This window comes from Actinoallomurus iriomotensis (genome assembly GCF_030269445.1).
GTDB classification, from domain to species: domain Bacteria; phylum Actinomycetota; class Actinomycetes; order Streptosporangiales; family Streptosporangiaceae; genus Actinoallomurus; species Actinoallomurus iriomotensis.
Map to the genome: position 1 here is coordinate 846700 of NZ_BSTJ01000003.1, position 12408 is coordinate 859107.

General features: G+C 71.2%; 13 protein-coding genes. 9 read left to right on the forward strand and 4 right to left on the reverse strand.

Annotated elements, in window-relative coordinates; genetic code table 11:
• Nucleotides 1-3: 3 nt before the first annotated feature.
• From QSK37_RS16915 to QSK37_RS16925, 3 genes are read left to right on the forward strand one after another with little or no spacing between them, the layout of a single operon-like run.
• Nucleotides 4-1062, forward strand: coding sequence for a DUF6282 family protein (locus tag QSK37_RS16915; protein WP_285621715.1), 1059 nt, complete (start codon nt 4-6; stop codon nt 1060-1062).
• Nucleotides 1063-1106: 44 nt separating this feature from the next.
• A complete protein-coding gene (locus tag QSK37_RS16920; protein WP_285621718.1) occupies nt 1107-1787 on the forward strand; it encodes a response regulator transcription factor in 681 nt (226 codons plus the stop codon).
• The gene (locus QSK37_RS16925) at nt 1784-3010 is read left to right on the forward strand and encodes a sensor histidine kinase (RefSeq protein WP_285621721.1); all 1227 of its coding nucleotides are present in this window, start codon (nt 1784-1786) and stop codon (nt 3008-3010) included. The genes QSK37_RS16920 and QSK37_RS16925 overlap by 4 nt, the downstream gene beginning before the upstream one ends.
• A 23-nt stretch (nt 3011-3033) precedes the next feature.
• Here QSK37_RS16925 and QSK37_RS16930 read toward each other — a convergent pair whose 3' ends face one another.
• Nucleotides 3034-3795 (reverse strand): choice-of-anchor P family protein, encoded by a 762-nt coding sequence (locus QSK37_RS16930; protein WP_285621724.1) that lies wholly within the window; start codon nt 3793-3795, stop codon nt 3034-3036.
• 252 nt (nt 3796-4047) lie between these two features.
• Between QSK37_RS16930 and QSK37_RS16935 the strand changes: the two genes are divergently transcribed.
• On the forward strand, nt 4048-4620 hold the full coding sequence (locus QSK37_RS16935; protein ID WP_285621730.1) for an NlpC/P60 family protein: 573 nt from the start codon (nt 4048-4050) through the stop codon (nt 4618-4620).
• A 61-nt stretch (nt 4621-4681) separates the two neighbouring features.
• On the opposite strand, the gene QSK37_RS16940 is transcribed toward QSK37_RS16935, so the two are convergent.
• On the reverse strand, nt 4682-5143 hold the full coding sequence (locus QSK37_RS16940; protein ID WP_285621732.1) for a nuclear transport factor 2 family protein: 462 nt from the start codon (nt 5141-5143) through the stop codon (nt 4682-4684).
• Between the two features lie 74 nt (nt 5144-5217).
• A complete protein-coding gene (locus tag QSK37_RS16945) occupies nt 5218-5829 on the reverse strand; it encodes a TetR/AcrR family transcriptional regulator (protein ID WP_285621735.1) in 612 nt (203 codons plus the stop codon).
• A gap of 110 nt (nt 5830-5939) precedes the next feature.
• On the opposite strand from QSK37_RS16945, the gene QSK37_RS16950 reads away from it, so the two are divergent.
• The 4 genes from QSK37_RS16950 (at nt 5940) to QSK37_RS16965 (ending at nt 10392) form a co-directional block, all read left to right on the forward strand.
• Nucleotides 5940-7280, forward strand: a complete 1341-nt coding sequence (locus QSK37_RS16950; protein ID WP_285621738.1) for a cytochrome P450 — start codon at nt 5940-5942, stop codon at nt 7278-7280.
• Complete coding sequence (locus QSK37_RS16955; RefSeq protein ID WP_285621741.1) at nt 7277-8791, forward strand: flavin-containing monooxygenase; 1515 nt, start codon at nt 7277-7279, stop codon at nt 8789-8791. Before QSK37_RS16950 ends, QSK37_RS16955 begins: the two co-directional genes overlap by 4 nt.
• On the forward strand, nt 8788-8988 hold the full coding sequence (locus QSK37_RS16960; RefSeq protein ID WP_285621744.1) for a ferredoxin: 201 nt from the start codon (nt 8788-8790) through the stop codon (nt 8986-8988). Before QSK37_RS16955 ends, QSK37_RS16960 begins: the two co-directional genes overlap by 4 nt.
• Before the next feature lie 138 nt (nt 8989-9126).
• The gene (locus QSK37_RS16965; RefSeq protein ID WP_285621746.1) at nt 9127-10392 is read left to right on the forward strand and encodes a cytochrome P450; all 1266 of its coding nucleotides are present in this window, start codon (nt 9127-9129) and stop codon (nt 10390-10392) included.
• 51 nt (nt 10393-10443) lie between these two features.
• Here QSK37_RS16965 and QSK37_RS16970 read toward each other — a convergent pair whose 3' ends face one another.
• Nucleotides 10444-11247: a hypothetical protein gene (locus QSK37_RS16970; RefSeq protein WP_285621749.1), complete on the reverse strand. Its 804-nt coding sequence runs from the start codon at nt 11245-11247 to the stop codon at nt 10444-10446.
• A 20-nt stretch (nt 11248-11267) separates the two neighbouring features.
• Here QSK37_RS16970 and QSK37_RS16975 point away from each other — a divergent pair, with 20 nt between their 5' ends.
• Nucleotides 11268-12242: a Rossmann-fold NAD(P)-binding domain-containing protein gene (locus QSK37_RS16975; protein ID WP_285621752.1), complete on the forward strand. Its 975-nt coding sequence runs from the start codon at nt 11268-11270 to the stop codon at nt 12240-12242.
• Nucleotides 12243-12408 lie beyond the last annotated feature (166 nt).

Below are 12408 nucleotides of genomic sequence, written 5' to 3' on the forward strand. Positions count from 1 at the left end.
CCAGTGGACCTCGACATGGAGGAGTTCGCCGAGGCGCGGCTCCGCAAGCCGAACAACGCGCCGCACGACCGGTTCCTGGACGCGTACCGCGCCCGCATGGGCTACCGCGCCGAGCCGCTGCACCCGCCCGCCATCCGCGGCGTGGAGGGCGCGATCGACATCCACTGTCACGCGCACGAGGGTCAGCAGGACGCGCTGGCCATCGCGAAGCTGGCCTCGGCCAGCGGCATGGGCGGGCTGCTGTACAAGAGCGTGCAGGGCATGAACAGGCCCGCCGCGGCGGGCCCCGCCGCCGTGGTCCGCGAGATCGAGCGGGACCTGGCCGCCTGGAGCGAGGAGACGGAGATCGAGCCGATCCAGGTGTGGTCGGGCTGGATCACCACCGACACGCGGGGGCTGCCGCTCGTGGAGGCGGCGCGCCGGCACCTGGACGACGGCGTGTCCGCGGTCTGGATGCCGGTCTTCCGGAGCGCCAACACGTTGAGCAAGGTCGGCGGGCCGCCGATCTGGTGGGGCGGCAGCGAGGACCCGAAGGAGTGGAGCGATCCGCTGCCCTGGGACCAGGCGCTGAAGGTGGGGGCGTACACGCTCGACGAGCACGGACGGCTCAAGCCCGAGTACAAGGAGATCTTCCGGATGGTCGCCGACCGGGACGTCATGGTCTCGTTCGCCCACGCGACGCACGAGGAGATCTTCGCGATGGCCGAGGAGGTGCGGAACCTGGGCATCACCAAGGCGGTGATCGACCACCCGTTCAGCCCCTTCATCGACCTGTCCCTGGAGCAGATGAAGGAGCTCGCCTCCGCGGGCGTGTACCTGAACTTCACCTACGACGAGATCTCGCCGCTGCTCGGGGTGAACCCCGCGGACATGTGCCGCACCATCCAGGCGCTCGGCACCGACCACGTGACCCTGTCCAGCGACGCCGGAGAGCCACTGTTCCCGCACACCGTCGAGGCGTTGCGCCTGCTCTTGGCGCACATGAACGCGTTCGGCCTGACCGAGGAGGAGGTCCACCAGGTCAGTGCGGTCAACCCGGGAAGGCTGCTCGGCAAAGCGTGACATTTCTCCGCTCGCGGAGGCGATCAACATGCGATGCTTACCTCGTGGTGACCGAGCTGTCAGATTCACCGCGGCGTGTGCTCCTCGTCGAGGACGACACGGAGATCGCCGAGATGCTGAAGGAACTGCTCACCGGTGAGGGCTATCAGGTCGAGACGGCCGGAGACGGCCAGCGCGGCCTGCACCTGTCGCTGACCCGGGCGTACGACGTCCTCGTCATCGACCGGGTGCTGCCCGCCGTCGACGGGCTCGACCTGATCAGACGGATCCGGAGCAAGGGGATCGCCACGCCCGTGCTCGTGCTCACCGCCCTCGGCACGGTCGCCGACCGGGTCGCCGGGCTCGACTCCGGCGCGGAGGACTACCTCGTCAAGCCGTTCGACATCGAGGAGCTGCTGGCGCGGATACGGGCGCTGCACCGCCGGCACCGCGACGCCGCGCGGACGCTCCCGCTGGGCGCCGCGGAGATCGACCTGGTGCGCCGGCGGGTGCTGCTGCCGGACGGCGACGAGGTCGAGCTCTCCAAGCGGGAGTTCGAGCTGCTGCGGACGCTGGCGAGCCGCCCGAAGACGGTGCACTCGCGCGAGGACCTGCAGCTGACGGTGTTCCAGGACGCCGCCACCGACTCCATCGTCGACACCTACGTTCACTATCTTCGCCGCAAGCTCGGCCGCGGGGCCGTACGCACCGTCCGGGGCTTCGGCTACCGGCTGGGGGAGCTATGAGAGAACCGCAGGAGTTCGACGGCCGGTCGCTGGCCAGAGCCCGGTGGCTGCTGACCGCGCAGCTGGCCGGCGCGATCACCGGCGTGGTGCTGGTCGTCGGCGCGCTGATGTTCGTCGCGACGACCGGGGGCCAGCAGCGTGACGCCGAGCGCGACCTGCGGTTCTACGTGGCCCGCAGCAGCGTCGAGAGCCCGCCGCCGTGTGTGTGGATGTTCGCCCAGGACGGCGGCTCGCTCCGCCGTACGCCGAGCGCGCCGGCCGACCTCCCGGTCCGGTCGAGCCTGCGCCGGGTGGCGAACGGCGGCGGGGCGCTGGTCGAACGGCGGAGGATCCACGGGATCGACTACCTCATCCGCACCGGCCGCCGGGGCGGCACGGTCGTCCAGGCCGCCATGGACCTGCGGTACCAGCAGCAGGAACGGCAGCGGCTCTACCTCGCGCTCACCGTCGCCGAGCTCGCCGGGCTGCTCGCCGCCCTGGTGACCGGACAGGTGCTGGCCCGGCGCGCCATCTCGCCGCTGGAGGAGGCGCTGCGCCGGCAGCGCCGCTTCGTGGCCGACGCCAGCCACGAGCTGCGCACGCCGCTGACCCGGCTGCACACGCGCGCGCAGCTGCTCGCCCGCCGCGCGCCCACGGCGGACATCGACAAGGACCTGCGCACGATCGTCTCCGACACCCGGCAGTTCGGCGAGGTGATCGAGGACCTGCTCATGTCGGCGCAGCTGGGCCACGCGACGGCGCGCCGCGAGCTCGTCGACCTCGCGGCCATCGTGGAGTCGGTGGCCGACGCGGAGTCCGCGCGGGCGCAGGCCCGGTCGATCGCGCTGGAGGTCCGCCGCGATCCCGGCGGGTACCTGGTCCTGGGCGTGCCGGCCGCGCTGCGCCGGGTCGTGGGCGCGCTGGTCGACAACGCCCTCACCCACACGCCGCCGGGCGGTCACATCGAGCTGACCCTCGACCGTACGGCGAAGCGCCGCGAGGTGGTCCTGACCGTACGGGACGACGGCGTCGGCTTCGACCAGGACCAGGAACGGCTGATCTTCGAACGCTTCAAACACGGCAACGCCGGCGACGGACGCCGGTTCGGCCTGGGCCTGGCCCTGGTGCGGGAGGTCGTCGACAGCCACGGCGGCCGGGTGGGCGCGACCGGGGAACCGGGCCGCGGAGCGGCGTTCACGGTCCGCCTGCCCTCCGCGTCCGTGGAGGCCGCCGTCGCCCGCTGAGCCCGCGGCGCGGCCGCCCGCGGTCAGCCGGCGACCGGGAGGTCGGTCGGGACCGGGGTGGGCCGCGGGGCCTCTTTGACGTGCGCCGCGGACGGCGTGCCGCCGGCCGAGGACGACGCGGAGGAAGAAGGGGAGGTCTTCGTACCGGGCACGGTCGGCGTCGGGGCCGGCTTGCCGTCCGCGCGTCCGCAGGTGGCGGAGGCGAGGTCGATGGTCTGGACGCTGCCGCCGATCGAGATGTCCAGCTCCAGGGCGACGACCGTCAACGTGCCGTCCGGGTTCTGGACCTGCTTGTTGGGCGTCACGCGCAGACCGAAGCCCCGCGTCGGGATGACGATGTCGGTGTTGGGCGGGCCGCCGATCGGCACGTCGTGGCCCGCCACCGAGATGTCGGCGAGGTGGGCCGAGCCGACGCCGTTGTCGCACTTCGCGGCGATCGTCTGCGCGGAGAGCAGCCCGGTGGGGAGCTTCGTCTTGAGCCCGGGGTGACTCAACCGCAGGTCCAGGACGCCGGCCGACGCGTGGTGGCCCTTGGCCTCCACGGTGAACAGCGCGAGATTGAACACCGGGTTCTTCGGAAGTTCGAGCGCCTTGCGGTTCGGCTGGGTCGCGGAGGTCACCGCCGGCTGTGCCGGAATGGCCAGCGCGCCACCGGCGTAGATGCCGTAGGCCGAACTCGCCGGACCGGAGGCGGAGGCCGGGCTCGCCGCCGACAGCGGCACCACCAGTGGTACGGCCAGAGCGCCGGCGAGGGCCGCGTACTTGGTCAGACGCGTCGAGCGCATGAGTTCTCCCGGGGGGACGGAGAGATGCGGTACTTGAACGTACCAGTTGAACGGTAGGTCAATATACCAATCGGTTCGGACGCATGGAAGGGAATCGGTCCTCTATTACGTCCCCGTCGAAATAATTCAGTCATTTTTCAGATATCGCTACCGGCAAGCCATTCCTGTGACGCCGAACAGCATCGCTATCTACGTTATTCAACGTCGCCCTACGGCGGAATGCCGTATCCCCGCGAACAGGAGGAGAAGCTCATGCGTACGCAGCATCTCGCAATCCGTGTCGGCGCACTCGCGCTCTCCGGCGCGGCGCTGGCCGTGTACGGGCTCAGCGCGACCCCGTCGTCGCCCCTCGCCGGCACCTTCCCCGTACGGACCGCGTCACAGGAAACGCCCATCACGCCGCTCGCGACCATCAGCCGGACCCAGGTGCTCGCCAACGCCAGGACGTGGCACCCGCACACCGCCATGCGCGTGCCGTACAGCCAGTCGAGGACGCACGACGGATACCGCACCGACTGCTCGGGCTACGCCTCGATGGCCCTCGAACTGGGCAGGCCCGGCCTGAACACCGTCGGCCTGGCCGGACCGTCGGTCAGCACGCGCATCGCGATGTCGCAGTTGCAGCCGGGCGACCTGGTCATCGACGCGACCGGCACCGCCGACACCCGTCACGTCGTCATCTTCGAGAAGTGGGCGAACACCGCGCACACGTCGTACTGGGAGTACGAGCAGCGCGGCGGGTACGGCACGGACTACCGCACCCGCGACTACGGCCTGTCGAGCGGCAGCCAGTTCCACGCCTACCGCCCGAGGAAACTCACCTGACCCGGGTGGGCCGGGGAGGGCCGCTCCTCCCCGGCCCATCGGCGTCGTACGCGGCGCGCCGCTATCCGGCCGCCGCCCGCAGGTGGCGGCTGACGTCCCCGACGAGGTCGATGTGCACACGCCGCTCGGCGAACCGCCACCGCGTGCCGTCCCACGCGAACCGGTCCTGGTAGCGCCCGACGGCGATGGGCTGGAGGGGCAGTTCGGGCAACGCCTGGTACACGGTGACGTACGACCGCGCGGCGGCGGTGTCCCCGTCGAGTTCGACGATGAGGTTGGTGGTGACGTGCTTGGTCCGAGGCGTGCCGTCGCCGTACACGATCAGCGTGCCGCGGAACATCTCCTCGATCGCGCCCGCCCCGCTGACGGGCGAGCCACTACCGGTGAAGGTGGCGTCGGCCAGGAGCGCGCCGAGCCCCGCGAAGTCACCACCGTCGACGAGCTCGGCGTACCGCGCGATGAGGTTCGCGATCTCCCGATGACTCGCGGCCGGCTCGGGCCCGACGTACGGGGGTGTGCTCATGGGCGAGATTCGTCCTTCGGGTCTGGATCTGAGACTTCCGGCCGGCGACGAGCGCTGCGCGCCGGCACGTTCTTCTATCGGGGGGCGAGGAGGGCGATGGAGGCCTGGACGGCGACCTCGGTGACGTCGCGGACGCGGCCGCTGTCCTCGACCGTGATGGCGGTCAGTTCGCGCAGGCCGCCGAGGAGCATGATGGTCAGTTGCCGGGAGACCGGGGCCGGGCCGTTGGCGTGCCACTCCTCCGTGTCGCACAGAGTCTGGATCATGGTGATGAAGGCCTCCGTCATGTCGCGCTGCAGGCGGCGTGAGGTGTCGCCCAGCGACGGCACGTCGCGGATCCAGCTCAGCATGATGGCGGGTTCGGCCTCGGCGCAGTCGATCCACTCCTCGATCGCCTGGCGCACCTGGGCCTTCCACGGGGCGGCCGGGTCGACGGCGGCGAGGATCCGTTCGATCATCTCCGCGTTCGCGGCGGTGAGGAGCGCGACGAAGCAGGCGTCCTTGCTGGAGAAGTACTCATAGAACGTCCGGCGGGACGTACGGGCGCGACGGACGATGTCGGCGATCGTGGTGTTGCGGTAGCCCTGTTCGCGGATGGAGGCGGCGAGGCCGTCGAGCAGCCGGCGGCGGAAACCGTCGTCGTCCGCGGTCGCCGTCTGGTCCTGAAGGCGCCGGACAGTCCTCATCAAGGTCACGCTATACCTCTCGCCTCACACCGGCCCTTGATGCGGATGGTACGGCGGCGTACCGTGCGGCTGGTACCGTCGCGTACCCCCGTGGGAAGGTGCCATCGGACATGACGACCGCGACGCTTCCGCCAGGCCCGCCGAGTCCCCGCTTCCTGCAGGGCGTCTTCGCCCTGCTCGCCCCCATGCGCGGGGTGCGGCGGATGCGCGACCGGTACGGCGACGCGTTCTCCGTCAACGTGCCGGTCTTCGGCCGGGCCACGGTCATCAGCGACCCGGCGCAGGTCCGGCGGTTGTTCACCGCGGGGCCCGACGTCGTGGAGAACCTCGAACCCAACCTCGGGCGCGTGCTCGGGCCCGGCTCGCTGTTCGCGCTGACCGGCGCGGAACACCGCGAGCAGCGCAAGCTGCTGGTCCCGCCCTTCCACGGCCGCCGGCTCGCCGCGTACGAGAAGATCATCGAGGAGGAGGCCGTCCGCGAGATGGCCTCCTGGCCGCAGGAGCGGGCGTTCGCCACCTTGCCGTCGATGATGCGCGTCACGCTGAACGCCATCCTGCGCGCGGTGTTCGGCGCGGAGGGCGCCGAGTTCGACCGGCTGCGCACGCTGCTCCCGCCGGCCGTCGCCCTCGGGTCCCGGCTGGCCGTCGCGCCCATCCCCCGGACCGATCTCGGCCGGTGGAGCCCCTGGGGACGGTTCCGGATGGCGCGCCGCGAGTACGACGCGATCGTCGAGACGCTGATCGCCAAGGCGGAGGAGGACGACCTCGACCGGCGGGACGACGTCCTCGCGCTGCTGCTGCAGAGCCGCTACGAGGACGGCTCCCGGATGAGCCACGGCCAGATCGCCGACGAGCTGCTCACCCTGCTCGTCGCCGGGCACGAGACGACGGCGACCACGCTCGCCTGGGCGGTCGAACGGATCCGCCGGCACCCCGACCTGCTGCGGGAGCTCGTCGAGGAGAACGACGCGGGCGGCCGTGCGCTGCGCGAGGCGACGATCCTGGAGGTGCAGCGCACCCGGCCGGTCATCGACCTCGTCGGGCGGCAGGTGACGGCCGACGCCCTGGAGCTCGGGCCGTGGGTCCTGCCGAAGGGGTCCACGGTGCTCGTCGGCATCACGCTGGTCCACGACGACGAATCGATCTTCCCGAACCCGCGGGCCTTCGACCCGCACCGCTTCGTCGACGCCAAGCCGGACCTGCACCAGTGGATCCCGTTCGGCGGCGGCACCCGGCGCTGCGTCGGCGCGGCGTTCGCGACCATGGAGATGAACGTCACCCTGCGCACGCTGCTGCGTGACTTCACGCTGGTGCCGACGGACGAACGCGACGAGCGGTGGCACTCGCGCGGCGTCACCAACGCTCCGGCGAAGGGCGGCCTCGCGGTCGTACGCCGCCGCCGGTCCTCCTCGTCGCCGCGGACCACGACCACGGCCGGGGTGCGGCCATGAGCAACCCCGATGAGCACGTCGACGTCCTGATCATCGGCGCCGGTCTGTCCGGCGTCGGCGCGGCGTACCACCTCCAGTCGGCCTTCCCCGAGCGGACCTACACGATCCTGGAGGCGCGCGACACGATCGGCGGCACCTGGGACCTGTTCCGGTACCCCGGCGTACGGTCGGACTCGGACATGAACACCCTCGGGTACCGGTTCCGGCCGTGGACGCAGGCGAAGGCCATCGCCGACGGCCCGTCGATCCTGCGCTACATCCGGGACACCGCCACCGAGGCGGGCATCGACCGGCACATCCGGTTCGGGCACCGGGTGGTCCGCGCGGAGTGGTCCAGCGCGGACGCCCGCTGGACGGTCGAGGCGGTGCACGACGGCGAGACGGTACGCCTCTCCGCCCGCTTCCTGTACGCCTGCAGCGGCTACTACCGCTACGATGCCGGCCACACGCCGCACTTCCCCGGCGTCGAGCGCTTCCGCGGCACCGTGGTCCACCCGCAGCACTGGCCGGACGACCTCGACCACACCGGCAAGGACGTCGTCGTGATCGGCAGCGGCGCGACGGCGGTGACGCTCGTGCCGGCGATGGCCGAGCGGGCGGCGCGGGTGACGATGCTGCAACGCTCGCCGACGTACATCATCGCGCTGCCGTCCGAGGACGCGATCGCAGGCGCTCTGCGGCGGCTGCTCGGGGACCGCCGCGCGTACCCGATCACGCGGTGGAAGAACGTCGTGGTGAGCACGCTGTTCTACCGGCTCAGCCGTCGCCGGCCGCGCGTGGTCCGGTCGATCATCCGCCGGGCGACGGCGCGGCTGCTGCCGCCGGGGTACGACGTCGACACCCACTTCAAGCCGCGGTACCAGCCGTGGGACCAGCGGCTGTGCGTGGCGCCCGACGGCGACCTGTTCGCCGCCATCCGCGACGGGCGGGCGTCGGTGGTCACCGACCGGATCGAGGAGTTCACCGAGACCGGGCTGCGGCTCGCGTCCGGCACCGAGCTGGCGGCCGACATCGTCGTCACCGCCACCGGCCTGCGGCTGCAGGCGCTCGGCGGCGTGCGCCTCACGGTCGACGGCCGGGACGTCGCGCTGCCGGAGACCATGGCGTACAAGGGCATGATGCTCAGCGGCGTGCCCAACCTCGCCTTCACGATCGGGTACACCAACGCCTCGTGGACCCTCAAGGCCGACCTGGTGAGCGAGTACGTCGTGCGGCTGCTCCGCTACATGGACGCCCACGGGTACGACCGGTGCGTCCCGGCCAACGACGACCCGGCCGTGACCGAACGCCCGCTGCTGGACTTCCAGGCCGGGTACGTGCTGCGCGCCATCGACGAGTTCCCCAAGGCCGGGTCGCGGCCCCCGTGGCGGCTCGGCATGAGCTACGCGCACGACCTGCTCAAGCTGCGGCACGGCCGCGTCGACGACGGCACGCTCCGGTTCTCGAGCCGGTCCGCGGCCCGGGAGACGGTGCCCATGACCGATACGAACACAGACGGGACGACACCGTGAGAGCACAGATCGACTCCGGACGCTGCCAGGGGCACGGCCGCTGTTACGACCTCGCCCCCGACCTGTTCGGCGACGACGACGAGGGCTACGGCACGGTCCTCGGCGACGGCGTCGTCCCGGAGGGCAAGGAGCCGGACGCGCGGCTGGCCGCGTCGAACTGTCCCGAACGCGCGATCGACCTTCTCGAAGAGGGCTGACATGACCGAGCGAAGCGAGGCAATCGAAGACACGGTCCGGTGGTCACGCCCTCCGACGAAGGAGGGCTCATGACCGAGCGAAGCGAGGGAATCAAAAGACACGGCCCTGTGGTCACGCCCTCCGACGAAGGAGGGCTCATGACCGACCGGTTCGCCAAGAACTATGCCGAGCTGCGCGACGACCAGCCGCTCGGCACGCGCAACGAGATCGTCACCGGCCCGGTCGAGGACTGGGCGACCGACTTCTCCCACCTGGAGCCGGAGTGGGCGGCCGACCCGTACCCGATCCAGGACGACCTGCGACAACGCTGCCCGATCGCGCACACCGACCGGTTCGGCGGCGGGTGGCTGCCGACGCGTTACGAGGACGTCGCGGCGATCGCGTACGACACCGAGCGCTTCTCCTCGCGGTCGGTCATCATGAGCAACTTCCGGCCGCCGCGTGAGCTGGCGCCGGTGGGTGGCACGCCGCCGATCTCCTCGGACCCGCCGTTCCACCAGCACGCGCGCAGGCTGCTGCTGCCGGCCTTCACCAAGACCGCGGTCGGGCGGCTGGAGCCGGCCACGAGGGCGTTCTGCCACTCCCTCATCGACGGGTTCGCCGGGCAGGACGTCGTCGACGCCGCCCGCGACTACGCCCAGCACATCCCGATGCGCGTCATCGGCGACATGCTCGGCTTCCCGCCGGAGGACGGGCCGCGGTTCCGCGAGTTCGTGGAGAACACGCTCGAAGGCGTCAACCTGCCGCCGGAGGAGCGCATCGCCCGGATGGAGCAGCTGTTCGACTACCTGCTCGAACAGATCCGCGACCACGTCGCGAACCCACGCGAGGACCTGACGACCTACCTCATCGAGGCCGAGTTCGGCGGCGAGAAGCTGCAGCCGTCCCATGTCGCGGGCACGATGGCCCTGCTGCTCATCGCCGGCATCGACACGACGTGGAGTGCGATCGGCGCGTCGCTGTGGCACCTGGCCAAGACCCCCGCCGACCGCGAGCGGCTGGTCGCCGACCCCGGCCTGCTGCCCACCGCGATGGAGGAGTTCCTCCGCGCCTACGCGCCGGTCACGATGGCGCGCCTGGTCAAGGAGGACATGCACTGGGCGGGCGTGGACATGAAGGCCGAAGACTGGGTGCTGCTGTCCTTCCCCGCGGCCAACCGCGACCCCGCGCAGTTCGACCGCGCCGACGAGGTCGTGATCGACCGGCAGGTCAACCGGCACGCGGCGTTCGGGCTGGGCATCCACCGCTGCGTCGGCTCGCACCTGGCGCGCATGGAGCTGCGGGTGGCGCTGGAGATCTGGCTGGAGCGGATCCCGGCCTTCTCCCTCGACGACCCGTCCGCGGTGACCTGGGCCGCGGGCCAGGTCCGCGGACCGCGAACGCTCCCCCTCCGCGTCGGCTGACGCGCCGCCGGGCTCACGTGGCCGCGCCAGGCGACGCCGACCCGATCAAGATCATGTTTGTTCGGATCGGCCGCCGTGTGCTTCGGCGAATACCGGCAGTGCCACGTCTGGTCGGTAGGCGGTCACGATGCGGTTGACGGGCTGTCGTAGTGCTTCGACGGCGTGCTGCCGGCATGCCGGCTCCGTCTGGTGATCGATGCCGGGACGAAGCAGCTCGACGATCGGTTCGGAGGGGCAGTCGTGCGTCCCGCAGGCTTTGGCGTCGCGATTGATCAGGGCTGAATGGCTGTTCGTCGCGGCGTACGCGTCCGCGGTCAGTGCGGCGAGCAGTCCGATGGAGTACGCGGCGGTGGGATCGGCCGGTGTGGAGGCATTCAACGCCACCGCGTGCGCGTCCACCAACATGAGGTCGAGCGCGTCGAGTCGTTGCGCCGGCGATACCTCCTCGATCTCGGCCAGCCGTGTGCGCAGATTCGCCAGCCAGGGCAAGCCCGGCTGCCCCTCGGCCGTCGTGAGTACGGCCCGGGCACACTCCGCGAACTGGTGTCCTCGGGTCTTCCACCACATGAGCTTGCGCTGCCGCCCGTCTGCCAGCCCGGCCAGCCCTGGCCACTTGCGCCGGGCGCCCTGCCTGGTCATCCCCGCCGCGGCACCGATCGCGGGATAGTCGGCGCCGCGTTGTGCCGCCGACAGGGCCGCAGAGGCCGCCAGCTGTTCCGCGCCGTCTCGGATCGCCAGCAGTGCGGTCAGCGCGGCCAGCCACAGTTGCCGCAGGTCGGCGTCCGGTAGGTCCGAGCCAGGCCCCGCATCCGGTCCGAGCTCCAGCGTTTCTCGCGCCGCGGTCAGGCGGCACATCGTTCGTCGGACGCACGATCGTGAGTGACGCGCTCGGACGGGGACACGAGGTCACGACCTTCAACCGTGGGTTGACCGGCAAGGACGTCGAGGGCGTCGAGGCGCTTCGCGGCGACCGCTCCACCGACGAGGGTCTTCGGCAGCTCACCGGCCGTGCCTTCGATGCGGTCATCGACCCGGGTGGGCTGGTGCCGGCCCACGTGCTGCGCACCGCGCGGGCACTGGCCGAGTCGGCCCCCTTCTACGCGTTCGTCTCCACCACGGCCGTCTATCAGGCATGGAGCACCGCCGGGGCGGACGAGTCGGCGGCGACCTGGCCGGGCGTGGCGGACGAGGACGGCGACCCGGCCGACCTGGCAAGGCTCGGCGTGCGCAAACGTGGGTGTGAGCTGGCGGTCGAGCAGACCTACGGACCGAATGCCTGCCTGATCGCGCGCGCCGGCTTGATCGTGGGTCCGCACGACAACGTGGGCCAGTTGCCCTGGTGGCTCACCAGGATCGCCGAGGGCGGCCGGGTGCCCGCACCCGGCGATCCGGCCCGGAGGCTGCAGCTGATCGACGCGCGTGACGTGTCCACGTTCGTGCTGGACCAGGTCGAGGCGCATGCGGGCGGCATCCACAACGTCGTCCCGGACGAACCGAACACCACGATGGGCCGGCTCCTCGACGACTGCGTGCGGGCCACGGGTTCGAACGCCGCACCCGTGTGGATGGACGAAGGTTTCCTGTTCTCCCAGGCCGTTCAGCCATGGGCCGAGCTCCCGCTATGGATCCCGGACGGGCCTGACACCACCGGCTTCTGGGCGGTGTCCGGCGCCAGTGCGAAGGCGGCCGGTCTGCGCACCCGGCCGTTCGGCGAGTCCGTACGGGACACCTGGGAATGGTTGCGGTCGGGCGGCGAAGTGCAGACCACCCCCGGCGCCCTGCCGTTCGGCCTCTCCAGCGAGAAGGAGCAGCAGGTGCTCGCGGCATGGGACGCCCGACCGGCCGCCTGATGGCCCGGGAGGCGGTCAGGCGGGTTCGCCGGCCTGACCGCCCACCGAGCTCACCGACCGGCATGTCCGTTGGGCTCGATGCGGCCCGGGCCCTCCCGTGTCGCCACCATCGTTGACCGATCGAACCGCAATTCCTACTATCCAAGTAGATTTGATCGGGAGATGA